The sequence below is a fragment of the Phyllobacterium trifolii genome (genome assembly GCF_014192095.1).
GTDB lineage: Bacteria > Pseudomonadota > Alphaproteobacteria > Rhizobiales > Rhizobiaceae > Phyllobacterium > Phyllobacterium trifolii.
Map to the genome: position 1 here is coordinate 81,507 of NZ_JACHXN010000011.1, position 26,336 is coordinate 107,842.

Annotated in this window: 21 protein-coding genes, 1 other RNA gene and 1 pseudogene; 13 read left to right on the forward strand and 10 right to left on the reverse strand. The window is 53.9% G+C overall.

The features are described from left to right. Window positions 1-23: 23 nt before the first annotated feature. Window positions 24-3,836 (forward strand): AsmA family protein, encoded by a 3,813-nt coding sequence (locus FHS21_RS17305; RefSeq protein WP_446686528.1) that lies wholly within the window; start codon window positions 24-26, stop codon window positions 3,834-3,836. Window positions 3,837-3,841: 5 nt separating this feature from the next. Here the strand turns inward: FHS21_RS17305 and FHS21_RS17310 are convergent, their stop codons facing one another. The 5 genes from FHS21_RS17310 to FHS21_RS17330 all read right to left on the reverse strand — a co-directional run bounded on the left by FHS21_RS17310 (window position 3,842) and on the right by FHS21_RS17330 (window position 6,639). Next, a complete protein-coding gene (locus FHS21_RS17310) occupies window positions 3,842-4,348 on the reverse strand; it encodes a VOC family protein (RefSeq protein WP_246411078.1) in 507 nt (168 codons plus the stop codon). Between the two features lie 97 nt (window positions 4,349-4,445). Beyond that, window positions 4,446-4,676, reverse strand: a complete 231-nt coding sequence (locus FHS21_RS17315) for a ribbon-helix-helix domain-containing protein (RefSeq protein WP_112530046.1) — start codon at window positions 4,674-4,676, stop codon at window positions 4,446-4,448. Next, complete coding sequence (locus FHS21_RS17320; protein WP_112530044.1) at window positions 4,673-4,885, reverse strand: DUF4169 family protein; 213 nt, start codon at window positions 4,883-4,885, stop codon at window positions 4,673-4,675. The genes FHS21_RS17315 and FHS21_RS17320 overlap by 4 nt, the downstream gene beginning before the upstream one ends. A gap of 7 nt (window positions 4,886-4,892) precedes the next feature. Then, window positions 4,893-5,468: an SspB family protein gene (locus FHS21_RS17325; RefSeq protein WP_112530042.1), complete on the reverse strand. Its 576-nt coding sequence runs from the start codon at window positions 5,466-5,468 to the stop codon at window positions 4,893-4,895. A 472-nt stretch (window positions 5,469-5,940) separates the two neighbouring features. After that, window positions 5,941-6,639, reverse strand: coding sequence for a TetR/AcrR family transcriptional regulator C-terminal domain-containing protein (locus FHS21_RS17330; protein ID WP_183663292.1), 699 nt, complete (start codon window positions 6,637-6,639; stop codon window positions 5,941-5,943). 214 nt (window positions 6,640-6,853) lie between these two features. On the opposite strand from FHS21_RS17330, the gene FHS21_RS17335 reads away from it, so the two are divergent. Then, window positions 6,854-8,062, forward strand: coding sequence for a multidrug effflux MFS transporter (locus FHS21_RS17335; protein ID WP_183663293.1), 1,209 nt, complete (start codon window positions 6,854-6,856; stop codon window positions 8,060-8,062). Window positions 8,063-8,151: 89 nt separating this feature from the next. Here the strand turns inward: FHS21_RS17335 and FHS21_RS17340 are convergent, their stop codons facing one another. From FHS21_RS17340 to ssrA, 3 genes are all read right to left on the reverse strand, one after another. Beyond that, a complete protein-coding gene (locus tag FHS21_RS17340) occupies window positions 8,152-8,625 on the reverse strand; it encodes an SRPBCC family protein (protein ID WP_112530036.1) in 474 nt (157 codons plus the stop codon). Next, complete coding sequence (locus FHS21_RS17345) at window positions 8,606-8,959, reverse strand: ArsR/SmtB family transcription factor (RefSeq protein WP_183663295.1); 354 nt, start codon at window positions 8,957-8,959, stop codon at window positions 8,606-8,608. Before FHS21_RS17345 ends, FHS21_RS17340 begins: the two co-directional genes overlap by 20 nt. Before the next feature lie 122 nt (window positions 8,960-9,081). After that, window positions 9,082-9,439: a transfer-messenger RNA gene (gene ssrA, locus FHS21_RS17350) on the reverse strand. 145 nt (window positions 9,440-9,584) lie between these two features. Between ssrA and FHS21_RS17355 the strand changes: the two genes are divergently transcribed. From FHS21_RS17355 to FHS21_RS17385, 7 genes and pseudogenes are all read left to right on the forward strand, one after another. Further along, window positions 9,585-9,896 (forward strand): DUF2853 family protein, encoded by a 312-nt coding sequence (locus tag FHS21_RS17355; protein ID WP_183663297.1) that lies wholly within the window; start codon window positions 9,585-9,587, stop codon window positions 9,894-9,896. Window positions 9,897-10,035: 139 nt separating this feature from the next. Then, window positions 10,036-10,563 (forward strand): annotated as a pseudogene (locus FHS21_RS17360) (thymidylate synthase); the annotation flags it as partial. A 163-nt stretch (window positions 10,564-10,726) separates the two neighbouring features. Further along, window positions 10,727-11,662 (forward strand): thymidylate synthase, encoded by a 936-nt coding sequence (gene thyA / locus FHS21_RS17365; RefSeq protein WP_183663299.1) that lies wholly within the window; start codon window positions 10,727-10,729, stop codon window positions 11,660-11,662. A 1,561-nt stretch (window positions 11,663-13,223) separates the two neighbouring features. Further along, on the forward strand, window positions 13,224-16,475 hold the full coding sequence (locus FHS21_RS17370) for a hypothetical protein (protein ID WP_183663301.1): 3,252 nt from the start codon (window positions 13,224-13,226) through the stop codon (window positions 16,473-16,475). Then, window positions 16,475-18,460 carry a site-specific integrase gene (locus FHS21_RS17375; protein ID WP_183663303.1) on the forward strand — a complete coding sequence of 662 codons (1,986 nt, stop codon included), beginning with the start codon at window positions 16,475-16,477 and terminating at the stop codon, window positions 18,458-18,460. The genes FHS21_RS17370 and FHS21_RS17375 overlap by 1 nt, the downstream gene beginning before the upstream one ends. 37 nt (window positions 18,461-18,497) lie before the next feature. Then, window positions 18,498-19,016, forward strand: a complete 519-nt coding sequence (locus tag FHS21_RS17380; protein ID WP_210283557.1) for a hypothetical protein — start codon at window positions 18,498-18,500, stop codon at window positions 19,014-19,016. Between the two features lie 211 nt (window positions 19,017-19,227). Beyond that, a complete protein-coding gene (locus FHS21_RS17385) occupies window positions 19,228-20,673 on the forward strand; it encodes a tyrosine-type recombinase/integrase (protein WP_183663307.1) in 1,446 nt (481 codons plus the stop codon). 154 nt (window positions 20,674-20,827) lie between these two features. Here FHS21_RS17385 and FHS21_RS17390 read toward each other — a convergent pair whose 3' ends face one another. Further along, window positions 20,828-21,136 carry a helix-turn-helix domain-containing protein gene (locus FHS21_RS17390; RefSeq protein ID WP_312879894.1) on the reverse strand — a complete coding sequence of 103 codons (309 nt, stop codon included), beginning with the start codon at window positions 21,134-21,136 and terminating at the stop codon, window positions 20,828-20,830. Window positions 21,137-21,509: 373 nt separating this feature from the next. Here FHS21_RS17390 and FHS21_RS17395 point away from each other — a divergent pair, with 373 nt between their 5' ends. From FHS21_RS17395 to FHS21_RS17410, 4 genes are all read left to right on the forward strand, one after another. Continuing rightward, complete coding sequence (locus FHS21_RS17395) at window positions 21,510-21,857, forward strand: DUF6634 family protein (protein WP_183663311.1); 348 nt, start codon at window positions 21,510-21,512, stop codon at window positions 21,855-21,857. A gap of 22 nt (window positions 21,858-21,879) precedes the next feature. Further along, the gene (locus FHS21_RS17400; protein ID WP_183663313.1) at window positions 21,880-24,471 is read left to right on the forward strand and encodes an AAA family ATPase; all 2,592 of its coding nucleotides are present in this window, start codon (window positions 21,880-21,882) and stop codon (window positions 24,469-24,471) included. A gap of 363 nt (window positions 24,472-24,834) precedes the next feature. After that, window positions 24,835-25,317, forward strand: coding sequence for an Xre family toxin-antitoxin system antitoxin (locus FHS21_RS17405; RefSeq protein ID WP_183663315.1), 483 nt, complete (start codon window positions 24,835-24,837; stop codon window positions 25,315-25,317). A gap of 98 nt (window positions 25,318-25,415) precedes the next feature. Next, window positions 25,416-25,853, forward strand: coding sequence for a hypothetical protein (locus tag FHS21_RS17410; RefSeq protein ID WP_183663317.1), 438 nt, complete (start codon window positions 25,416-25,418; stop codon window positions 25,851-25,853). Between the two features lie 68 nt (window positions 25,854-25,921). On the opposite strand, the gene FHS21_RS17415 is transcribed toward FHS21_RS17410, so the two are convergent. Beyond that, window positions 25,922-26,185, reverse strand: a complete 264-nt coding sequence (locus FHS21_RS17415) for a helix-turn-helix domain-containing protein (RefSeq protein WP_183663319.1) — start codon at window positions 26,183-26,185, stop codon at window positions 25,922-25,924. Window positions 26,186-26,336: the final 151 nt, after the last annotated feature.

Consider the following 26,336-nt stretch of genomic DNA (forward strand, 5'->3'; position numbering starts at 1 on the left):
CACGTATCGATCGGAGTAGGACACTGGCACGCCTGTTCGTATTTATCGGCGGATTACTGGTACTGGTGCTGACTGCGGCGCTGGTTGTGCCGTACTTTGTCGATTGGGCCGGTTACCGTTCCTCCTTCGAGCGAGAAGCTTCGGCGCTGCTCGGGCGGCCCGTGACAGTCGCAGGCAGCGCCAGCGCGCGGCTTCTGCCATTTCCGTCAGTGACGTTTTCCGATGTCAAGGTTGGTGATCCCGGTTCCGAGCCGGTGATGACGATCGAGAAGTTTTCGATGGACGCCGAACTTGCGCCATTCGTGCGCGGCGAAATCCTGATCTTCGACATGCGGATCGATAAGCCGACGGCAAAGGTGGCCATCGACAAGAACGGCGTCATCGACTGGGCGATCCGTCCCCGTCCCCCTTTCCATTCGGCGCAGGTCAGGCTGGAGGATATGCGCATCACAGATGGCTCGGTGGTCATTCGCGATGCCTCGACAGGAACCACCCGGACGATTGGAAACCTCAACGCGTCATTGTCGGCAACCGACCTTTCCGGGCCCTGGAAATTTGATGGAACGCTGTTTTTCAACGGCGCAAAGACAGCTGTCTCCGCTTCAACGGGGGCTGTGAAGCCCGATGGCACGCTGAATGTTCATGCACGCGTTTCCCCGGACCGCATTCCGGCGGCATTCGAGACCGACGGCGAGTTGACCGTGAATGAAGGCGTGCTGAAATATGCCGGCAATATCGACATTCGTTCGGCTGACGAGGTGGCTGCCGCCGACGGTGTCAAGACTGCCGGGAAAACCGAAAAGCCGTTGCTTTCCAGCGTTCGCGTCACCGGGCGTTTTGAAGCCGATCACGCCAAGATCAACATCCCCGAATTTCGCATGGAGCAGGGGACCGTCGATGATCCCTACATCGTCAATGGCAACGCGCTCTTCGATTACGGCAATGATCCGCATTTTGAAATCAAGGCGGACGGACAGCAGGTCACCTTTGCCAATCAGAATGAACAAGCCAAAGGCACGACGCCCAAACCGGCCACCGCATCTGAACGGATGGGTGTGTTCCGGCGTCTGATGGATCAACTGCCAATACCAACTGTTCCCGGTACGATCGATCTCAAACTTCCAGCGATCGTTGCAGGTGACACGACGATCCGCTCGGTGACGATCGACGCGGCGCCGTCGAACGGGGCTTGGCAGATCAACCAGGTCAAGGCGGAACTACCGGGGCGAACCCAGTTCGAAGCCAAGGGCACATTGCAGGTTGGGGACGATTTTGGTTTCGACGGGCGGTTGCTGATTGCATCACGTCAGCCCTCGGGGCTCGCCGCATGGCTGACGGATTCCGTTGACGAGTCGATCCGGCGCTTGCCCGGAGCCGGTTTTTCCGGTGATGTGAGCCTGCATGACGAGTTGCAGAAGGTCGACAATCTGGAATTGGCACTTGGCGGCGCATCGCTCAAAGGCTCGCTGGTACGCAGCGCCAAAGGAGAGTCCCTGCCGCTGACGCAACTGACGCTTGAGGGCGGGGCGCTCGATGCCGATGCGCTGGAGGCTTTCGCGGCGATCTTCGGCAATACTGGAACGCCATCCGCAAACGGTTCGCCGCAGTTGCGCGGCGAGGATCTCGATGTGCATCTTAAAGCGGGCCCCGTCACACATGACCGGCTCGTGGCAGAAACTCTGGACACAGCTTTCCGCCTGCGCGACGGCGTTTTCGATATCGATCGGCTGACAATCGGTAATGTTGCAGGTACCACCATAACCGCGACCGGCAAGCTTGCACCCTTCAAGGCCGAACCTTCAGGCTCGCTCGACTCCACCATTCTCTCCGACAATCTCGCCCCCTTTGTTGCGGCTATGGCTACCCGGTTTCCGGATTTCCCGTTCATCACGACCTTGAGCGAGAACGCCGCCCGGTTTCCGGGTCTCTTCGAGGAGACCAATCTCAATGTCATTGCAAACACTTTGCATGGCAAAGGCGGATCCGAGTTCTCTTTAAGCGCGGCCGGTAAAACCGGAGGGATGGACGTAACCCTCTCCGGTACGACCACGGAAAACGCTGACAAGTTGCGCTCGCTCGAGCTGACGATGGATGCGCGTAGCGCACAGGCGGAGACGCTGATGGCATTGATAGGACTTCCTGCGCTGCCACTCGGCATGGCAGGTGAGCTGGAGGCCGACCTCGCGTTGAAGGGGAATGAAAAGGATGGCCTGCAGACACAGCTTTCGCTGAAGTCCTCGGATGGACAGGCGCTTGTCGACGGCAGTTTTCGGGACATTGGCGGCGAGCTAAGCGGCGAGGGCCGTGCCTCGATCAAGGCAGCGGATCTCGAATCCTATATCGCAACGGCAGGTTATTCATTGCCCGGCTTTGGCAATGGCATGCCCGTTGACATCGCAAGCAGTTTCCAGCTTTCGAAGGGTAAACTGACCTTGCCCGATTTGAACGGCGAAGTGAGCGGCAGGAAGATCGCTGGCCGACTGGGCTTCGATGTCGAGAACGGTATACCGGCGGCGCAAGGCGATCTGACGCTCGCTCAACTCGACCTTCCGTCACTGGCGCAATTCATGCTGGGCACGAATGCGCTCGGAACTGAAGGTCGCAATATTTGGCCGACGGAGAACTTCGCGGCCGCACCGCTTTTCCCGGTGAATTTCAACGTGAAAGTCAATGCTGCGGAAGCCCCGGCGGGGATTCTTGGCACGATGGGCAAATTCCAGACGATTGCTACCCTGAAAGACGGCTCGCTTCGTCTCGACGATGTAAAAGGCGATCTGCTTGGCGGCCAGGTCCACGGCATGTTCGAATTGCGCAATACCAGCGGTACAGGTCTGGCGACCGGACAGTTTACGCTCGACCAGACGGCTCTCGAGGCCCTCTACAAGCCCGATGAGGACCAGACGCCGCTGAAGGGCAAGGCGAAGATATCGGCCTCTGTCAATGCGACTGGTACGTCGATTGCCGAGATGATGGAATCTGTCGCCGGTTCGGGCGTGGTCTCTGTCGCCGATCTTGCGATCAACGCAATCAACCCCGGCGCGTTGAAGCCGATCCTCCAAGCGGCGGACGCGATGGAGGGACCGGTCGCCGCCGCTGCTGTGACTGCCACGATTGGCAAATATTTGCATGAGGGCACGTTCAATGCCGGCACTGCGGAATTTGCCTTCACGATTGCCGGCGGCATGGCGCGGACCTCGACATTCCAGCTTCAAAGCGAAGCCGCAACGCTGGCCGCCGATCTGCGGCTCAATTTTTCCGACATGAGTATTGCATCGCAAGGGCGTTTTACCTTCGATCCTGGCAAGGCCGTGGTTGCTGGAGCCGACCCGCTTGTCGAGTTCAGTCTGGCCGGTCGACTGGACAATCCAAAATTGGCTTTGAACCGGCAGCCGCTTGAACAGTTCCTGACCCAGCGCACCTTGGAGCGCGAACAACAGCGCGTGGAAACCATGCAGGCCGCGCTTGTCGAAAAGCAGCGTCTGCGCCGCGAGGTCCAACTCTATCAGGCCCGCGCGAATGAGCGTGTGCGGCTTGCCGAAGAAGCCCGGCTCAAGGCCGAACAGGAAGCACGTGCAGCTGCTGAACGCGCCGAAGCTGAAAGGCTCGCCGCAGAGCAGCGGGCTTTAGCGGAAAGACGTGCAGCCGAGCAGGCGGCACAAAAAGCGATCGAACAATCGCAACCGGCACCAGCCCCCGCCGCGCCACAGCCGCAAACGCCCCCCGGACCGGGTGGCGCTGCAGCGGCGCCGCAGGGCACTGGTGCGCTCGACAAGCAGTCAGTCGATGAGTTCCTGAAAACGCTCGAGCCCAAGTCCCTGGACCCGAAGATTCAGTAACGCCATTAATCGCTGGTGCCGTTATATGCGTCCTTGATCTTCTGGATGTCGATTTTGTACATTTTCATCATCGCTGCCATGACACGGTCGGCTTTCGCCTGGTCCTTGTCCCGCAGCATCTCGGGAAGAATGGTAGGAACGATCTGCCATGACAGGCCAAATTTGTCCTTGACCCAGCTGCAGGGGCGAATTTGCCCGCCATCGGCCGTCAGTTTTTCGGTCAGTCTATCCACTTCTTCCTGGGTACTGCAGTCAATGGACAGCGAAATACCCTCGGAAAATTGAAATTCCGGCCCCCCATTCAAGGCAATATATTCCTGGCCTGCAAGCTGGAAAGTGGCGACGAGCAGCGAGCCTTCCTTGCTTCCCCCCTCTTTGCCCCAGTTGAGTCTATTGATAATTTTGCTGTCCTCGAAGATGGACATGTAAAAATCCATTGCCTCTTCGGCGTTTCCATTGAACCAAAGGCAGGGGGTGATCTTTTGTTTGGCAGGCATCGCTTTCCCTTTCATAGCGGTTTGCACTATCTGTAAGACGAATGAGGGCTTGCCGTTCCGACACGGCAGGATAATTTTTTTCCGCAAGCGATTGATGAGTCAAAACAGGTGGCTATCGCCGCTTATTGTTGTCGTTCCTCACCCAGTCCAGCACATAGATGCGCAACGCCGATGACAGGTTGGAGCTGCGATCACGGCTTTCGTCAATTTCGGCAATCAAGCCCGCAAGCGTCATGCCGCGGCTGGTCGCGATCGAAATCATGATGTCGTAGAAAGGGTCTTCGAGCGAAAAGCTCGTGCGGTGTCCACGAATGGTGACCGAACGTTTGCGGACACCGCTCACTTGCCGTCCGTATCGTCTTCTGTGGAGGAGGGGTTTGTTTCAAGGCGGTGATCGTCAAGAAAGCGCGCTTTCTTGCGATTGGCTTCCCGGTCAAATTGCTTCTCGGCTTTGGTCCGTCCGAACAGGACCCGGTTTTCGGCTGCGGTCTTCTCCGCAGCCTCCTTGCCCTTGCGCTTCTTGATCAGTCGAAGATTGACGATCTCGGCCATAGCCGAGCTATTTCTTCTTGCGGAAAGAATCCAGCGACACCACGGATGCGGTGGATTTGTCTCCGCTCCCCTCAGTATCCGGCTTGTCGCCAGCCTTGACCGGCTTTTTCACCGTTTTCACTGGTGGCTTCGGCTTGGCGCTGGGCGTTGCAAGCTTGGGCTTGTCGGTTTGGGGGATCGGAGTAATGCTGGTTATGCCTTGATCATTATCGCCAACTGCCTCTTCGACCTCGACATCAAATTCCAGTTCGAAATTCACTGACGGGTCGTAGAAGCCGCGAATCGCCGAGAAGGGGACGACCAAACGTTCGGGTACATCGCCAAAGGAAAGCCCGACTTCGAAAAGCACGTCGGTAACCTGCAGGTCCCAGAACTGATGTTGTAAAACGATCGTCATCTGTTCCGGATATTTTTCGTGCAGACGCGACGATATGCGAACACCTGCCGCACCGGTTAGAAAAGTGACAAAGAAATGATGGTTGCCGGGAAGACCCGCCTTGGCGACTTCGCCAAGCACCTTACGAATAACGCCGCGAAGCGCTTCCTGGGCAAGTATATCGTAGCGGATCATATCTTGTGGCATGCACTCTTATCCCATGGATTCACCCCTCCCTGTCAAGCGGAGATGGCTATCATCATTTACCCATTATGGCGCATGGCTAGCGGAATTGCGACCGCTTGTCTGCCGCACAAAAAAATTTAACGTTCGTCGGAAAAATTGACGAACGTAAAATACAATTTAAACGTCGTTTGCGGCGAATTTTAAGATGAAATATCAACTTCAGTAGGTAGGTCGTGAACTCATAAATTTGGTAGAAATGGCGCCTGAAACGGCAAGAAGATGCGAGGAGAAGCGTGAAGGGCGGGGTCTTTCCCCCGGCCGAGCGGTTCGACATTGCAGCTTGCAGCCGTTTCGGCGTCCGCAGGATAGGGTCCATTTGCCCGGCAACATCGTCGCAAAGGCTCGACAATGGATAGACATTGCCTTTGCCTTTGCTCCTCGTACCCGAACAAATGGCCTCCTACCATTTCCATCAGATTTATGAGTTTACGACCTAGCTGACGACCGCAAGGGCAGGTGTTCGCGGCGCCGCCTCGCTCGCAGGCCCTGCATAGGCGCGGATGAAAGTTTGCACCGCGTTGCGCGCAGCACTTTCAAATTGTTCATCGGTCGGCGTACCGCCGAACAGCGTGATCATTTGCAGATCGGCGTTGACCAGGGCAAGAAACTGGCGGGCAGCAAGGTCGAAATCGTCGATACGCAACACACCTTTGTGGCTGAGGCGTGCAAAAAGAGCGCCCAGAGCCGTGCCGATCTTGCCCGGGCCATGCTGGCGCCATGTTTCAAAGAGGTGCGGATAACGCTCGCCCTCGGACTGCACAAGCTTGCGCAGGAATTTGCCATCCTGATTGCACAGGCAATTTTTTGTGAAGCGAATGGCAAAGGCTGTCAGATCGTCCTCAAGATGATCCGACTTGTCTGGAAAGGTTGATAATATCGAAAACAGCATGGCGTTGGCACGGTCCATGACATCCTCGACAACCGCGGTGAACAGAGTTTCCTTTTCACGGTAGTGGTTGTATATGGTCTGGCGGGAAACGCAGGCCTCTACGGCAATTTCGTCGATACTCGCTCCTGAAAAACCTTCACGACAAAACACCTCGGCGGCGGCATCCAATATTGAAATGCGTTTTGCGCATTGACCGCGCTGGGTATGGCCCATTCCGGCTCTTGGTTCGTTGCGATTTTTCATGAACTGAAGATAATGCGTCTTGACGTTTTAGACAACAGTGTCTAGTTTGACATTTGTGTCCAAATTTGTTGACACAGCACTTTGCCGTGTTGATGCGCTATCCTCCCAAGCTCGCGCACTCATATCGGCCCCCGAAAATCAGTTTGAACCCCTCCGAGAGCTGGCGCGAAGACAATCCGGTTTTTGCGCCGCGGTTTTCTGAAAGACCACCATCATGACGAGCTCCTTCTTTCGCAGTGCCCTCATCCTTGGCCTTCTGACAGCTATCGGTCCCTTTGCGATCGATATGTATCTTCCCGCGATGCCTTCAATCGGACAGGATCTCGGCGCGGAAAACAATGCCGTGCAGATGAGCCTTCTGGCCTTCTTCATTCCATTTGCGGTTGCCCAGCTTTTCTATGGGCCCATCTCAGATATGTGGGGGCGCAAGGCACCGCTCTACATGGGCATCGGACTTTTCGCCGTTGCGAGCATCGGCTGTGCGCTGGCGAGCGATGTCGAGACTTTGATCGCATTCCGCTTCCTTCAAGGCATTGGCGGCGCCGCTGGCATGGTTATCCCCCGCGCTATCGTTCGCGATATGCATACGGGCGTACAGGCCGCACGGCTGATGTCGCTGCTGATGCTGGTTTTTAGTATCTCGCCAATCCTTGCTCCGCTGACAGGCAGTGCCGTCATCGTCCTTTTTGGCTGGCGCGGCGTATTCTGGGCGGTGATGATCGCTGCGTTTCTCGGTCTGATCCTGCTCTCGACGCAGCTGACAGAAACACGGACTAAGGAAGCCCGCTCGGAAAGCGGATTTGGCACCGCCATGGCAGCTTATCGCCTGCTGTTTAAGGACGGCAACTTCCTGACGCTCACTTTCATCGGTGGTCTTGGCCTGTCCAGCTTTCTCGTCTACCTGGCCAACTCGCCCTTCGTGCTGATCAATCATTACGGATTGACGCCGACACAGTACAGTTTTGCCTTCTCGATCAACGCGGTATCGTTCTTTGCTGTCTCGCAGCTGACGGGTTGGCTCGGGGCTCGTTATGGCCTCGTTCGCGTGATGCGCAACGCTGTGACAGGCTTTTCGCTGGCCATGGTTGTCATGGTCGTCGTCATGAGCCTTGGCTTCAATCAGCTGCCGGTCATGGCGACCTTCCTCTTCATCGGCTATGGCTTCCTCGGCCTTGTTCTTCCGACAACCGGTGTGCTTGCGCTTGAAGATCACGGCGAAATCGCCGGCACGGCATCGGCACTGATGGGGACGCTGCAGTTCGTTACCGCCGCTGTCGCCATGGGTATCGCCGGCGCGTTCTTCGACGGCACCGCCTTGCCGATGGCGGCAGGCATTGCCCTTTGCGCCGTCGGTGCATTGATCGTCACGCAGACAACAATCGCTCGCCGCCGCGTTGTCGAGGCGGAAGCCGCCGCAGAATAGGAACTCTGATCCTCCATCAGATGCAAAGAGAAAGGCCCGGGACATCGTTTCGGGCCTTTTTCATGTCGAATGTTTGATCGGGAGATATGTCAGTCCTGCGCGAGCAGCTCTTCCAGCCGATCGAAGGCACTGTTCCAGCCTTCCCGGTGACCGTCGCAATCTTCAGGCGTATCGAATTCGCTCTGTTGGAATGTCATTAGTGTCTTGCCGTTCTGATCTTCGAAATTGATCTTGACGAGCGTCTCGAGGCCTGGCCGACCGTCCGCCTGATCCCAGGCGAAGGTGAACGCCAGGCGCTTGCCCGGCACGATCTCGCGATAAACGCCACCGTGCCACAGCTTCTCGCCGCTTGCTTGGCTATCGAGGCAAGCGCGCCACGTGCCGCCAACCCGCATGTCCGATTCAACGTAGCTTGCCGGATAATCGCGCGGGCCGAGCCATTGCAACATGCGTTTTGGGTCTGAGAAGGCATCGAAAACAAGCGCGGGCGGCGCGCTGAAGATGCGCGTTATGGTCAGAACGCGACCGGCTGAGGCGTTCGTTTCAACGTTGGTCTGTGCCATCGCTATCTCCATTTGTCTGAACCTCCTGCAGATATTCTTCCAGCCGGTCGAAACTGGTTTCCCAGAAACGCCGGTAATGTTCGAGCCAGTCCCTCACTTCCTTGAGCGGCGCCGCGTCGAGACTGCATGGACGCCATTGCGCCTCGCGGCCGCGAATGATGAGTCCGGCACGTTCGAGCACCTTGAGATGCTTCGATACCGCTGGTCCGGACATGCGGAACGGTTCGGCGAGTTCCGTCACCGAGGTCGTGCCCAGCGCCAGACGTGCCAGGATCGCCCTGCGTGTCGGGTCTGCCAGTGCCGAGAAGATATTGTCGAGACGATTAGGTGTCATTCTATGCTGAACCATTCAGTTATTTAACTGTTTGGTTTTATACGCCGCAATAAAGGGAGCGTCAAGCCTTGCTTGAGGCTGAGCGGAAGGGGCGAGGGAAGCGAAATGAATGGGAGGGGAGAAGTGAAGGCTTCTGTTGCCAGGTGCCTCCGAACCCCGCCTAGAAGTGCGAACCCCTAGGACTTGATTTGAAGCTATCGCACCGCATTAAGCGGCGAGACGTGCTTCCGCATAGTTGTCGTTTGCAACTACTAGGTTAGCCCGATAACGGTGGTACAATGCCGGGCAAAAGTTCGATCTTTACACTCTTGTCGATCCTATTTCGCCCCCGCCACAAAGCAGCGAAACCAGCTGCGTTGTGGTGGAGGCGCCGGGTACCGCCCCCGGGTCCAATAAGCTTATTACATCGTCCGTTTATCACCATAGCTGGCCGAAGCCAGCAGTCCTTATATAAGAGCTGTTTAGCCGAATTGAAAGAGTGGATTGACTTGGAACTGATGCTGGGGAATGTTTCGAGGGTGTCTAGAGAGCCATCGCCTCATGCATCTGCCAGTTTGTGCGATGTCTTCATTGTCAGGGAGGTTGCAATGCCACGCATTGAGCCTAGCAATCAGGGGATTTTTCGATGAGTGACTATCTAAAGGATGTTCGTCATTACGATGCGGCTGCCGATGAAGCGACTGTCGCGAAAATCGTCAAACATCTCGGAATTGCTCTGCGCAACAGGGATTCTTCGCTGGTTTCCTGCACAGATCCGGACGAATTGAAGCGTGTTCGCACCAATTGGGTCGAAAAGAAGCTCGGTCTCACAGATACGGCCAAGGCCGATGCCGCCATCGAATCCGTGTGCACGGCCATGAAGGCGGACAGCTCAAAAAGCCGCGTTACCTTTTATTACCTGACCGCCAAGGCCCTCGGCGCACTCGGCAAGCTCTGACCATTTTAATCGGCAAATCCGAATCATCCCCGGCGAATCACCGGGGATTTTTCATTGCGTGCATGAATTTCATTGGCGCGGTCCTGTGGATCACGCACAAGTTTAAGTGTTTCGTAGCCCGAATCTGCTAAAAGAAATTATGCGCACTTATCTCGATCTTCTTCAGCATGTGCTCGATACGGGCGCCGATCGCGGCGACCGCACCGGTACCGGTACGCGGTCCGTTTTCGGCTATCAGATGCGTTTCGATCTGGCAGCCGGTTTTCCGATGCTGACGACGAAAAAGCTGCATCTGAAATCCATCATTTATGAACTTCTGTGGTTCCTGAGGGGCGACACGAACGTCGCTTATCTCAAGGAAAACGGCGTCACGATCTGGGACGAGTGGGCCGACGAGAACGGCGACCTCGGTCCCGTCTACGGTGCTCAATGGCGCTCATGGCCGGCTCCGGATGGCCGGCATATCGACCAGATTGCGAATCTTTTGAATCAGATACGCAAGAATCCTCATTCAAGACGTTTGATCGTCTCGGCATGGAATCCGGCCTTGGTCGATGAGATGGCGCTGCCGCCCTGCCATTGCCTGTTCCAGTTCTATGTGGCCGATGGCAAGCTCTCGTGCCAGCTCTACCAGCGGTCGGCGGATATTTTCCTGGGGGTACCCTTCTTTTCCGACATGCGACGTGTACCTTTTGCTTTAAGTGCCTGTATTGGAAAGATATTCAAGCGTTTTTCAGTGGTACCAGTACCTCAATGTTCACGATTGGTGTTAGCTTAGCGCCGCACTCTTGTTACTGTCGGACTATCTTTTTGGACAACAGGGATTTCGAATGGCCCGTCACCCCGAATACCAGTATCTAGACCTTCTCGAGCATCTACTTGAAAGAGGGGACCGACGAATTGATCGGACGGGAGTCGGAACCCTTTCGACATTTGGGGCAGTGATGCGTTTCGATCTGACGGATGGAAGCTTTCCAGTCTACACGACCAAACGCGTATATTGGAAAACTGCGATAAAGGAGATGCTGTGGTTCCTTACGGGCCAAACGAACATCCGATCGCTGTTAGAGGATAACGTACGGATATGGACTGACTGGCCATTAGATAAATATCGGAAAGCCACCGGTGAAAACATTTCACAGGAAGAATTTGAATCCACGATAATCTCGGATGAAGCGTTTGCTGCCAAATGGGGTGACCTTGGACCCGTCTACGGCAAACAATGGCGTAGGTGGGTCGATACTCATGGTATTGAGCACGATCAGATTGCGAATGTCATTCAGACGTTGAAGTCGAATCCCACGAGCCGCCGGATGTTGTTTCACGCTTGGAATGTTGGGGAACTGGATCAGATGGCCCTTAGCCCTTGCCATATGACGTACCAGTTCTATGCGAGTAAGCTTGATGAAGGGAGAGATGCCCTGGGGGGTGGATCTCGCGGTGAGCTCTCCTTGCTGGTTGGGCAAAGATCCTGTGACGTTGGTTTGGGAAACCCATTCAACATCGCCCAGCAAGCTGCTCTCGTGCATATGGTCGCCCAGCAGGTCGATATGACTCCGGGAGAGTTGGTGTGGGTTGGAGGCGATGTGCATCTCTACCTCAATCATATTGATTTGGCTCGGACGATACTCAGCCGTGAGCCTCGCCCCTTTCCGAAGCTGCGTCTTCTGAGGCATCCCGCCTCGATCGACGACTATCGCATCGAAGATTTTGAAGTCACGGATTACGATCCATATCCCCCGATTGAAGCACCTGTCGCAGTCTAAATCGTTGCCAACAAGGTGCTTCGCTCAAATTGATGACCCGCAACGCGAGTTTAAACGATCGCTGGGTCTTTCACGCGGAATAGGCAGAGAGACGGCAGGCGCTAAAAATAAGGGATTCCGTGGTCCGGAAGCGCGGGAAGCGAAAAGAGCGAGAAAGTCGGGCAGGGGTGAGATTTCCGGCGCACGGAACGGTTTCTGAAAACACTTGATGACGCGCCTTGCGGTTCTGCGACAAAACGCGGAAGGTGCAGCCTCCACAGGGCAGAGGTATTTCTCCAAACTCTGTCAGCTTCGCTGCACCGTTGGACGGTTCACAACATAAAAGTAGGGCTGGCACGCGCGTGAGCGTTTTCAGTGGATGGCGACGATTTATAAATGGGACATATAACCCCTACTCAGGCAGAAGTATTGGACAACGTTTTCATTTGACGCTGGGTAGCCCAATGGAGAATTACAATTCCGCGGTTGCAGAAACACGAAAGAAACTCCTTAGCGGACTGCGAGATGAAATCGACGGTCGATAAAGGGGTTGGATGTCCCGATAAGTGCCAACTTCGATGCTCTGCAGTTGTCGGGTGCGGGGTTTTCCAATCCGGACGCGATATCCCGACCTCTACCGGGGCAACGAGAATGAGGTTAATAGCTCAAATACTCGACAAGAGGCTGGGATGCTTATTCTCTTGGCCTGCAGGCTGCATTTAGCACTGAATGCAACGATGCTTATGCCCTAATCGATGCCCTTCAGGTCGAGGGACATCTTGGTGGGGACAATCTTAATATGGACCACAGTGCGAAGCGAGCAGCTTCAATCTATGGCCTGATGACGCAACAAGAACCTGATCTGGTGTTCTATGCGAACAGACAAGGTCAGCTTGGTCTGTCCGTTGCTGGATATGGAGAAGGTCGGCCAATCCAAACAAACGATGCTCTGTCCGGAAGAGATGCGAACAGACGCATTGACCTTCGCTTCATCATGGTGGTGCCGTCAATAGAGGCTGATATCCGGTGGCATTGCATCACTGACACATTAAGTCTTATTTAGCTGCAACTGAACTCGTACATCTGCTCGGCGAAATCCCTTGACTTCGGTGAGAGCCTCGTAGAGATCGAGGTTGAGCAGCGCCGGGGCATTCCGGCAACTTCCCGGCCAACTGGTCGAGAACGACGTCCCGATGGACGCACTTCGAGACAATCTCGTGAAACCGTCTGTAGTCTGAATAACCACGATTTCAAACTGAAAGCACAGAAGTCCCCAACTTCAGGAGTTCTGATTCGTATACTCGTGGTGAGCTACTCGTCCATTGACTTGATTTTACAACCTGAGGACGTCAACTCAAAAAGTTATCCACAGTTTTGGGTCTTGCAGCAAAAAAAAATTGAGAGTCCAGTTTAAGGACTCCCTTGGCTAGTACCGCAAATGAATCCTTTTTAGCGGTATCGAGTCCTTGGAGGACCGCGTTTTTCGGCCGATTGACCCGAATTTCCCATTTTCGGCCTATCTTGATCGGAGATGCTGCCTTGTTTCATCGTCGCACTTGTTCAAGCGCAGGTGGTGATTCAAATGTCCAGAAAGAAGTCCGGAGAAAATGCAAATCCATGCGGAACGGTTGATATCGCTCCACCAGAAGAGAGCGAACTTGATCACCAGCGACAAATTTCATTAAAGCTGCCGTCGGGGAAGAAACCTAATTCACCCCCTCCTTTAAGTGGGGCCGATCCGTCTGTCACAGCTGTACCGGCTAGAGCAGCACATACTAGAAGTGAAAACCTCTCGAAGGCGGAAACGACATCTTCTGCAACTCTGCCGCATGGCGTAGTGGGAATTGAAACGCGGTTCCCATCACTCGCAAAACATCAGTCCTATCGTGAAGAGTTTATAAGAGCACGTCTTGTCGCCGAGTTGAACCAGTGCATTGAGCGCGGGCGAGTTCCGAGGAGCCGACGATCACCAACCAAAATAAGCAGGAAGAATTTTGCTGATATACTTGGCGTATCCGAATCGGCAATCACCCTTGAGCGTGAGATACTAACCGACTATGAGGCGATCCTGTTCATTGTGGAACCATTGGAAACGGTTCCCAATCTTCGATTTGGTGCCAATCCGCACTTGAAAGGGCCACTCGACAAAGCGGGCAATGATGTAATCGCGCTCTATCCGGAACTTTCAAAGCATCAGCACTATCCGTCGAAAAGTAATGCCGCAACGATCGTGGACGTGCTGAACCGTCAAATCACCGCTGGTTGGATCAAGCGAAGCAGAGGGGGAAATATCAGCCGGAAAGTGCTTGCCGAACGAACTGGTGTGCATAAAGGCGCGATGGTTCCGTATCTGACAATCATTAAGGATTACGAAAAAGCGATCGGTGGCAAGGAGTCCGTCCACGAAAAAAAAATACCAGCTATGCGCCTATGGCTGGATGAAGCTCTTGCAGACGGGTCGCTTGAAATACGCGACGGAAAAATCAGTCGTGGCCAACTGTTCCAACAGTTTGATTTTCCAAAAAACAGTTTGGCTTTGCTTCGCTATCCGAGGGTTGCTGAGCTTGTCAATGAATATGACCAGCTTGTGCGGGACACCTTTTATCAACATAGCGCCGTCGCGGCAAATTTGAACAAATTGAAAGCTCTGCTTCGGAATCCACCTGTGGGGAAAGACGGGCGCACCATAAATAGGAAGGCCATAGAGAGGGCTTTGAACCTGCCGCTTGGTACCGCAGCTCGATCGCCTTATATCGAAATGATCATTGCGGCAGAGAACGCACTCCAGAAACAGCGCGAACTCGATCCTCTAATCTGCACAATAGGCGGCCAGATTTTCAAATTCATCGTCTTCACAGAACAGGGCTGGCCATTCAAACTTGTACTACGGATGAAGGCCAGCTTTGAACGCGCCTTCCGCACTAAAGGGAAGCCATCGGCCAAGAAGCACTTTGCCTCACTTCTCAAGCTCTTCGCTTTCTTGGCGAGCGGTAGCTCGACCGCATGTCGCAGTTTACGCGATGGATTAAACGCTTATGTCTCTCCCAAAACTCTCATGCGTGAGTGGACAATCGTAACACAAGAATATCGCGACCATCTCGCCGCCCATTACAAGAACGTGCTCAGCCGAAACTCGAATGTGTCCTCCACCAATGCTGTAATCAAGCATCTGAGCAACGACGGCGTTGTTCCGGTCCTTAGCTTGCCCCTCATCAAATTTCGTAAGGACCACAAGCACCACCTCCGTTCGATAGCCGAACTCACACCAAGTTCAAGTCGTAAACGCTCTGAGTCTCATGTTGATGATTATCTGCACTTTGCGACTTCTATGCTGGAGCAAGCAGCAAAACTGTATGAGGTTGAAATTGCCTCAGAAGATCAGAGCGATTTCAGCCGCGTTCTCCGATTAGAATTGCAGACAGAGCAGTTCACCGCAGGCGAAGATCCGGCAAGGGTTATTATTCGCATCCTCGACCGCCGCCTGAAGGCGATCGAAACCGCCGCTGCGCGGATTGTCGCGTCAGCGCGTCGAACTTTGGAGGTTGGCAGATCGCTACTTGGGCGCGGTCGCGATCCGGGTGCTGATTGGGAAAAACTGCTTCGCAGCACCAGTATCAATAAGCATGATCGCCTAGCATTGATGCGACAGCACTTTCCGTCTGGGAGTACCCATCCGGACCAAGGGATCGCGAATCTTTTGGCCGTTGTGGCTCAGCGCTATGGTTATCTCTATCCAACTTACCGAGTCTCTCACAGTGACGTGGGACAATTTTTTAGCAAACGGGCGTTGGAGTACGGAGGAGTACGATTGCTCCAATCCTATCTGACGCCTTCCTCTGAGGCGGTTTCCGCAACATTGACTCTCTATCTCTTGGCATCAGGCAGCAACATTTCGGTTGGCCGCGGTCTATATCATGACTGTCTCGAAACTTCCGAAGAGCCGCACCACAGCAAAGTTACCGGGTACAAATCAAGGGCAAGGGGCAAACCAATATTTTCCATACTGGAAGATCGAGGTCAGGCAATTGTAGGAATGAAGTGGCTAAAACAGGCCTTCGAAAAAGTTAGGCGGATCATAAAAGGACCGCAGGCGTCCCAGCTCTTCATTTGCAATGGCGGCAAGGGCGACGGCTTCAAACTACTTGAGGAATGGACTTATCGAAGCGAGTTCAAGCGTCTGATCGCTTCTATCCCCGAGTTGTCAGAACTTCGCATCACGCCAAATATGCTTCGACCATCCATCTTACTAAAAGCGGCACTGGAAACCGATGGGCGTACCCGGCTTTCGATCGCAATCGGGCAGCACACCGAAAACGTGAATCAGGAATACACAAACAAGCTGCCTTATCAGTTTCTCCATGACGTTAACATTCGGCATTTCATGCACTCCCTCGAAACAGCTGTCATCCGAAATGTAAAAGAGGCGCATGAGCTTCTTGGCGTGTCCCCCGCGGGGTTCGAGCGCAGGATCGAAGCCGTGATGAAGACTGGCTTGGGGACCATATGCGCCAATCGGATGGGGCGGCCAGGCAATGAGGGCAGCCTTTGCAAATCGGTCGATTGTTGGAACGACTGTCCACAACTCATCGTGATTGCAAGGAAGGAAGATATCGCAATCTTACAAATTTGGCAGCATTCCCTTCGCGCCGTCGAAGGGGATTGGATACGGGATCATCCTGAGAGATGGGCGGCCGTTTGGCTTCCCTGGTTGTGCTTTGTGGATGCCATTGAGGTAAAAATGCGTTCGTCCCACCGACAGGTTTGGCGCGCCGCCTCGGAGCTGGCCGCGTTGACAATGGCCACCCCAGGTTTCCAACCAATGAGGTTATTCTGATGCCGGTCAAACTTAGTCACGCGTTGAATGCCAAGCACTCCTCCGCAATCCAACTGGAGGATCGCACGCGAAGTTGGTTGCGATCTGCATATGCAGACCACATCTGGGTTGTTGCTGACGGTGCGGGCGAAGGAAAAGATGAAACCGTCTCGTTCGATGTCAGGATGGCCGATGGCCGCTCGTTGATCGAGCACAGGGATCTATGCGCGAGCGCGAAAGAACTGTTGTTCTGGATCCGGGCGGGGAACTACACCAGGATAGACGACGCATATCGCCACAAGCAGTACGGTGATGCAATCATACGGGCTTGTTACGGCCTCACCGCTCGTGGTTTCAGTTCCTTTGCTGATCTTACGGCAGTCGATATTGAATTGATCTGCGAGGACGCCGCATTCGGAGTAGACGGACTGACGCGAGCATCGAAAAGTTTGAAGGAGAAGCTTGCAGAATATCAGACGTGGCAACACGTGCCACGTTCATTGATAAAAAATGAAGAGTTGGACTTGAGGGAGGCTATCACTGCATTCCACCTTCCGTCCACCTGGGCTAGGAAGGAGATCAAATCCGAGCTTCTAGTCGCCACGGCAAGGTTGAACGGAAAGCTTCTCGCCTCAGTGGCCGACATGAAGGAGCGGCCAATCACGATCCAAAACATCCAACTTGTTACTATGCTGTTTGACGCGCTTTATGCGCTCCGACATTTCATAGTGGCCCCAACTATCGGCTTTCGGCCCTTTCCCGAGGGACCTGCGAAAAAAGCCGAAGACCTTGGCAGCACGACTGAACGGACCCCAATTGCTCCCCCTGACCTGGTTCTCACGCTTCTGGAAGAGAGTGTGCGGATAGTGGCGACCCAATGCGAATCTATCCAAACAGGCTATAAGACTCTTCTTGACGTCGATAATCGCGAAACGTCGAAGAGACCAGAAGCTCAAGCGATGCGTGCTCGCATCGAAACGTTCGTTACCGCTTGCTACATCCTGATTGCAGCTTTCACTGCTCGCCGGCGTGAGGAGATCAAGATGCTTGAGCGGGACTGCATCGCCGGCAACAACGATTACGGATGGTGGATGAAGGTCTACATCGAGAAGACGGATCGCCGACGCACATGGATACCGATACCTTCTATTGTGGCCCGCGCAGTACAGATACTCTGTTCATTGGATACTGGTAATTTCGAAGACCCCGGGATGAGTCTCTTTGAATATCTTGATCCGGTTGCGAGGCGACGGACATCGCTTAAGCCTGAGAGCAGACTCAACGACTTCGCAAAACTCGTCGGTGCCCATGAATACACTAACGAGAAAAACGAGACACTTCCGTGGCACTGGACCACGCGCCAGTTCCGGAGGTTCTTTGCTGTTCTCTTTATTTATCGTTACAAAGGCAAGAAGGAAACTTTGGCCCATCATCTAAGGCATTTCAATCTCCAGATGACGAACGACTACGTCACTTTGGACCCTGACAACGCGCGCGTCTGGACGAGAGAAATATGGAATTTTCAGATCGAGATTGCTCGGGATCTAGTAGATGGGCGTACGGTTTACACGGGCCCAATGGGGGACCGACTAACCAAACTTGTCCAGCGGCTCAAACAGAAGTTCTCCGACAATATAATCATCGTTCCGGAACGCATGGCCAGGATCGTTATGCGGTCGATGAAAAAGAACCAGCTCGTCCTTACCCCCAAACCCTGGGTCACGTGCAGTTGCCCCCACAACCTTCACGGCTGTCACAAGGCGGCGTGCAGAAAAATTGCCGGATTTGAAGCGAATGCCATCGGGCCCGATTTTTCAGCCGCCGGTCCGACAGTCTGCCCGAGCTGTCCTTGGGCGCTGATCGCCGCAGAGAATTTGGCCTACATCGACGAGGAACTGCAGGCGATGAGGGTGGCGGACAATCATGAGTATACGATATTTGGCGAGCTACAAGCTGCCAATATCGTACAATTGAGCGCGTTCCGTGGAAGTCTGGGGATCAGGTGAGGGCAGAGCGATGTCGAGGCAACCGCAGAATTTGAAAATGAACACTTGCACATCTTCCGTCGCCGATCGTCTGACCTCCTTGAGGGACTTGTTCAGTAAATGGGCTGTTGCCGGGGTCCCCTCGGGTGTCGATTACCCGAAATCCCTTAACCAGGCGCGGAATTGGAGCAACGAGTCACTTGGAATAGTTAAAGTTGGTTCGAAGCGAGACTTTACCACTACCCATCCAGTTTATGGTGCCGCTGTTAGAGAAATTAATGCACTTATCAAAAAGCTTGGACCCCCAAAGAATATTTCCCCCAGAGTCTATAAGTCCCAAAAGGCGAGGCGTCTCGCTGCAGAGGATGAATCGCGGCAGTACAAGGAGATGCTGAAGCAAATCACCAAGCAATGGCACGAAACGAGATTTGCTTTGGAGAGTATCCAGCGTGATCTCGTTGTTGAGCGACAAGATTCAAAGAGGCTTAATCAGGAAAATCAACAGCTGGCGCAAAGCTTAGCGAAGTTAAAGCGGGAGCTAAGCAACAAAAGCAATCCCCTACGAGTAGTCGAATGATGTCCAGAGCAGCCACGCCCCCGGCTGCGCTCCAGAACCGTCAACTTTTGAAACGCTTTCACGGGGGCCTGAGAACACGCAACCGCGTAGGTGCTCCTGTGTACCATTTCCGCCTAAGGCAGTGGTTTGCCGAAAAGATGGGCCGCGCACCTTCAGAACTGACGGGTTCGGCCTGCACAGCAGATTGGCTCAGTGGGAACGAGAGCATCTTATGAATTTTGATGAAGAGTTTCGAAACGAAACCCACAAACTACATGGCGATGCTAATGTGGTCCCATTCAAAAGAAAGATCAACGGTATCATTCTGCCGTCGGAAGCGTCCATTCAAGGCCGCGTTTACGTTATACCGACTTTGATTTGGCATGATCATCTGGATGAATGGGTTTCCGACTATCTGCGCTATCTTGTCGTAATAAGGAAGCAAGCCTATTCGAGCGCCGAAGAGGTAGCTAAAAAACTCCGGATTTTTCGGCGCATCCAGCGGGCCCAGGGCTTGGCATACGACCGCGTCAACGACGATGTACTATTGGCCTGGCAGAACACGATGACAAATGCCGACACGGAACTGCGCCGCCGAAATGATTGCATCTCGACCGTCTACAACTTTTTTGTGTGGGCGGAAACGCAGGGACGTCTGAAGAACCATGTCCAGCTCGCTTCGAAGCATGAATATGCGGACGATATGAGGGATTATGATTTCCCGATATCAAGCAGTCAAATACTGACAAACGGGCCACATGGTCAGACCTACATTCGTTGGGTCTCTACCCTGATCGAACCAGGCAACCACAGTAGCTATGGTATGCGGCACACGCCTACTCCAATAGAAATTGAGCGTCTCTTCCTTAGAACGGAATCGCATGCGCGAAATAGCGCACGCAACAGCCTCATTATGTCGTGGCCTTTGGAGACCGGTGCACGCGTCAGTGAAGTACTGCAGGTGAAGATTAGTGATCTTCCCTCTGAAGCGGAGCTGGGGGACCTTTGGGGTGACGACGGTCCGCGCTACGTAGAAATAACTGTGCTGCGCAAAAATCGAGGCCCGAGTCAGCTCCGGGTACCGGCCGATCTGGTGCTGCGAACGCTTGACTTCGCGTATCACGACGAAGAGCGGGCAAAGATTGTGGCCACGAGAGTCCGGAAGATGTCCGGAGAGGAGGATTTCGTGTTCCTTTCGGAGAAAGGAGGCGTCCTCACGACGGACAGTGCAACCAGAATTTGCGGAAAGTTTTTCCGTGAGGCTGAAATTGAAAAAGCTAATATTCATCGGCTGCGTGCGCGTTACATCACGGAAGTCATTGAGCGGCAATTGGATCTGTTAGCTGAAACCGGTCAAAGCGTCGATTCAATGTCGAGTTGGCAGGAAACAATCTTAACTATGGCGCAGCAGTTGATGGGGCATACACACCTAGTGTCTTTGCGTCCATATCTGAATGAGATTTTGCAGCGCCGTATAACAAAAGATGGCAAGATCGAACCTCGTTCTACCGAGAGCCGAGAACGATCGCTCCAGCAGTTAACCCGTCAACTTGGCAAACGCATCAAACACAGTGGAGATCTCGCGACGGCGGACAGGTTATTGGGTGAGGGGAAATTCCTGGATGCAGCAAGTATGTTGCGCCAGATAGCTAATAGTTTGGAGCAGATCGGCAATTAGCCGAGACCATCCTTTGAATCGCCCTCGAAAAATTTAACGCCCTATTGAAATCCACCCTGGACGTGCTTCGCGGATTCAATAAGTCCATTGCCTTTTCAACTCTATACATTGTCGAGTGCTTACACCGCTCAAAAGGGTATCCAACCTTCAGCCTTTAAAGCGGTGCCTGAAGTCTTCGAAGTGCGACTCCTGGTCCATGCTCTACGGACGATTCCAGAAAAACGATGCCGCGCTTTTCCATGTAGGATCGAATGACGTCAATTTGAGCAGTCGGTACCGATTTTCCATTCTCGATTCGTTGAAGGATGTTGCGACCAACACCCGTGCGTTCCGCCAATTCATCTTGAGTAATCCCTAAGAGGGCACGCGCGGCTCTGAGAGACATCATTATCTCATGTGTGGAATCCATGAAGGCATATGGCGAATCCTTTGAATGCGATGTCAACAAATATGCATAATGCATATACAATGGACTTTTTGGAGCGAATCACGTACTGAATGCATATCTGAATGAATTCTTCGGTCTATGTCTGATGGGTTGATTCGTAGGATCTAAATCGAAGCCCCAACACGGAGGTGACGAATGGCCGTTCAATTTGGTGCCACCCTTACTGATCCCTCGGTCTTGAGCGTCGAACTCAAACGACTCGAATCCTTACGCCGTGATCCGTTGTCTTTTTCGCTAGGCAACCAGCCTGAGCATGCTCGCCGACGCTCCGTTCTAGAACTGCGGGATGCGCTCATCTCGCTTCGGTCTGACGCATGCTGGGTTCGTAGATGGTCATTCAGATTTTTCCAACGATGTGCACGACCAAATTGAACGAAAGGATTCAGCAATGCTTCTGTTTGGACTCAACAAGGGTGAGACGGATATGAATGCCGTTGGACAGGAAATCCAACGATATGAGCAACTGATCGACGATTTGTGGAGGGTTTCACTTGCGCGCCTCTGTAAGAGCCTGGACTCAATTGACGCTCCCTTGCTTGACTATTGGCAACTCGCAAGCAGAACCGTGCCCTGCCTGATGGGGCTTTCCACCGGCCACCCAAAGCTCACCGGCGAAGGTAGACCGATCATTACGTCCGATCTCGTGCTCTTTTCGGAAAGCGCCAGTTTGGCCCGGACCCAGTCGCGCTGGTACCGGCTGGGCCGAAAAATCGACGATGGTGGACCGCTTCAATAAATTCAGTTCTCAAGGATTCGAAATGGAAAACCGACTGTTCCGTTACGTGATGGCACGTTTGCGCCACGAGGCTTGGCACCGGTCAATCCAGGTCACGATCGATGCCGGGTTCATTCAAGAGGAAGACAAATTCGTCGAGGGATTCAAAGTGCGTTTCTTCCATTCCTGCACGGCGGTTCCAGAGGCAGGATTGCGCAAGTTAGAATCGCTCCTCGGTGGCTTCAATGCCAATCAAAATAAATGCGTGGCGGCTCGGGAACTTGACGAACTTGAATTGCTGGATAGTCAAGCCTGGACAGGCACTTGGATCGAGCCCGATGTCGGAACCAAAAAACTTACGGGCTACCGCCCGGGATCGCATGGGCGGGATGACCAAACTGGAAATATGTCAACAATTGTGAAGCGGAGAGGATCGCAGCCGGAATACGGACTGTCGGCCCAAAACGCTTCCGTCCTTCACCGCATTCGTACTGCCGGGCGATTGCTGAGTCCTGTCGATGTCGCAACGATCCTTCTGGTTACCGAGACGATCGAAAAGTTAGGTCTCCCATTCACTCAGCTTACCGCAATGCTTTCAGAACCAGGACTCATTGTGGGCGTTTTCGGCGGCGTCGAAGGATTCGAGCGAAGTTTCATTTCGCTGCTGAAACGCGGGATTTTCGGGCCTCCATCGGTCGTGACTTTCGATGGAACCACGATAGGCAAGCGCGGCGAGTTCGTGTTCCCTAAAGAGGTAGCAAACAAGCGGCTGGTGATCACGTTCCTTGGCAGTGAAACCGATCCGAAATATGCGGAGCTCGCCGACTGGCAACTTGGTAGGGCCGCAGAACTTGGCGTGCCAGTCCTTGGCGTGACGGAAGCAACAGCACTACTGCCGGAACGCATGCTTCCGGCTTCGCACCTGTGTTTGGCGACGGGCCCTCTCACGGCTTCCATTGTCCACGACACAATTGGCTTCGTACTGGGGATGCCGACGCATGAGGCATTGGGCGACCGATCTTCCACATTGTTGACATTATCCGATCTGGCGCTGGCGATCCGCCCGGGCATCGCACCCGATCGCGCAATGGCAATCTTGAAAGAACTTGCCCTTTCCCGCGCCGGCGATGGACCTCTGAAATCAGATTCATCGGGGACTTCGGGACCTGCGCAAATCCCGAAAACCGGACAAGTATTCACGGGCAACCATAGAAAGCCAATCCATTCCGGATCGGAGATCATTCAACCCCAGCTAGGATCAGACGCAAACGATGCCGTTCCCACCATCGAAACCTTGGCCGGATACGGTGACGCGAAAACCTGGGCAATGAATCTGAAGAAAGATCTTGACCAGTGGCAAGCAGGACAAGTTCCTTGGACTGATTTGTTATCAAGGATTCTCCTGTGCGGACCACCGGGAACAGGAAAGACACTCTTCGCCAAGGCGTTGACCAATTCTCTCGGCATTCCACTCTATGCAACGTCGGTCGGCATCTGGCTGGAAGCGGGACATCTCGGCGATGTGCTGGAGCGAATGCGAGCAGCGTTTGTCGAGGCAAAATCCGCAGCGCCCTGCATTCTGTTCATCGACGAAACCGATGGCATTGGCGGTCGCCGATCCGGTGATAAGGAGTCATCCGACTTTTGGAACAATGTCATCACCCGGCTGTTGGAGCTCCTCGACGGTACGGTGAAATCCACAGGCGTTATTATTGTCGGGGCGACGAACAAGCCGGACGCGATCGACCCAGCCTTGCTTCGATCGGGTCGGCTTGAAAAACAAGTCACGATTCCTTTGCCTGACATCGACGCGCTCGCTGAAATTCTGCGGTTTCATGTTTCTGGAGATATCCCGAATGAGCCAGATCTCTCTCCTGGCAATAGTGTCGAACAAAATCCGAATGCCCAAGACCTTTATCGCCAGGGGGTAGGTATTAGACGGCTGGCGAGCTTGGCCAGCGGAATGACGGGTGCAGATATCGAACGAATTGTCCGCGAAGCCCGAGGGGTCGCGCGCCGCGACAAACGACGGTTGGTTTTCGCCGACGTGGAGGCGATGTTAGTCAAGGGCAAACCAAAACGGCAACCTGTGTCGCAGCAGATTTCCGCCGTCCACGAAGCAGGGCATGCCATTGCTTGTCTCGCGTTGGGTAACAAAGCGATAACGACAATCACCCTCAATGGAAAGGATGGCAGGGCCTATTTAAGGGCAAACGACAGCAGCATAGAGGATCTCACTCTCCAATCGATCAGCGATAAAATCGTCATCTGTTTGGCGGGACGCGCGGCCGAGGAGATGATTTTGGGAAGCGTAAGCCGCGGGTCGGGGGGCGGCCTCGAAAGTGATCTGGCGAAAGCCACGGAACTGGCCTGTACGTTGGAAACGTCATACGGCTTCAATTCGCAAAACTCGCTGATATACCTCGGATCAATCGAGCCATTCAGCCTGCTGGCGGGCCGTCAGGACATCGCGTTTGCCGTGAACGAGCGTCTTGAGGCTTGTTACCAGATCGCCAAGGAACTGATTGGACGAAACAAGGACGCGGTGAAGGGACTGGCTGATATGCTTCTGGTGCATGAAACCCTGGAGGGTGCGATCCTGGGCAAGACGCTTGATGGTCTGATCGTCTCCTAAACGTTCTGACTACTGGGCAACCCGGTGGACGTCGCATCCGATGCTGAAAGACAAGAGTGGCCAGACGAGGATGCCGAATGCCGGGGCGGCCCGACTCCATTGCTTTGGCGATCCGTTATCGGCTGCGTCAGGATCACGGCACCACGGATCAACAGCTTCTTCCTGCTCGCCGAGCGACTATAAGTGATGAAGTCTTCTCCGGAAGCCTTAACTCGCACCATTGATATCGTAGTTGTCTAATGCTGATACACATTCGATCCGGTACTTTGACTACCATATCGTGGCTAGCGTTAGACGTCGGTGGACCGTTGAGATTTCCGGGGTCGGCAGTCCGAAAACAGACGACAGATGACGGAGTGACCGATGGCAGCCTTCGCAAAGAATGAACCTGACAGTAACCGTGCTGTGGAAATGCACCGTGCTACAGCACTGCTTGGCGGCAAGAAGGTGCTTCAACACTCCCTGGATGAAGCGCTCGACGTTCATGAAATGCTCCTGCAGGGACTGCCCCTTGCGGCTCTGACCCATTTGATCGACAACCTCTCAGTCATCCACAAAACGGCAGTCCTTGAAAAGGTCGTCGGAATGACTTTGCTGACGTTTCGGCGGCACAAGTATTCCCCGAAACCGCTGAACCAAGCGCAGAGCGGTCGCGCGTGGAAGTTCGCCGTAATACTTTCTAGAGCGACGGTTGTGTTTGGGTCGCAAGCTGAGGCGGAGAGGTGGATGGAACACCCGACAACCGGCCTAAACCAACGTCGTCCCATCGATTTGTTGGCAACGGCAGTCGGTGCTGGGCTTGTCGAAGATTTCTTGGAGCGACTTGAATATGGCGTGTACGCGTGATTGCGTTGCGAGGCATTTTAGCAGCTCACACAACGCCTGGATCAAGGAGGGTCCCTCATCGTCGAGGTGCTCCCGACCGCACGGAATCTCACGATGCCATGTTCGCTTCTATCGGATCGCCCACCATCGAAGTCAGCCGCTTGTTTCGACAATCTCTAGAATGTACAACTGTTGAAACGAACGTCTGCCCGGGGAGGACTGAATTGATTAAGTTATTTTCTGAACCTATTTTCGGTGAAATGCATCATTGCCTCATGCAAGATGACGTCATCTTGCTCATTCGCTGGGGTGATCTAGGCTTGAACGAAATCATCGCGTCAATCGATGAAGATTACGCTGGGGAAGAAATCAAATCCGTATTCAACAACATTGACCTTCAGACTGCTGAACCCTTTGAGATTTCGCTGGAGATCGATATTGAGCAAGATGGCGTCAGAAACATTCAGGTTACAAGCGACGACACGCAAACAACGTACTCCGATCTGTTCAATTTTCACGAGTCTAATGCTCTTGCTTCCATCCTGAGGGGTAGATAGGCAACATTGGAGTCTTAAGCATTCAAGAGTAGGTCGTTGCCATCATCGTCGGCTCGGTCGCATCGCGATCAACAGGGGTTAAATTTCTGCCTCGCGACGATAGAAGTCGGCAATCGCATGCCCGGGCCATAGCCCTTGCCGCCCCTGACGAACGTGACGCCCATTTCTTCTAGCGCACCCTGCACCTGTTCCATGGTGCTTCTGGCAACCGGGTATCCGTTCTCAATTTGTCGGACGGCTCGGGTGCTGACGCCGGCCCGTTCCGACAATTCGTCTTGTCTGAGATCGAGCGCAACCCTGGCTGCGCGGATAAGTTGATACGGTGCGAACATGCCAATAACCTCTCACAGGTTCCCGATTGCGGAAAGAAGTAAGACGTTTAGTCACCGAACAATGAACAGAAATGTAAGCGCTGTCCCAGCCCCACGTTGTCTCGTTGATCGTCGCGAGGGCGAAGTAGAGATGCCTGTGGACGCGCTGATG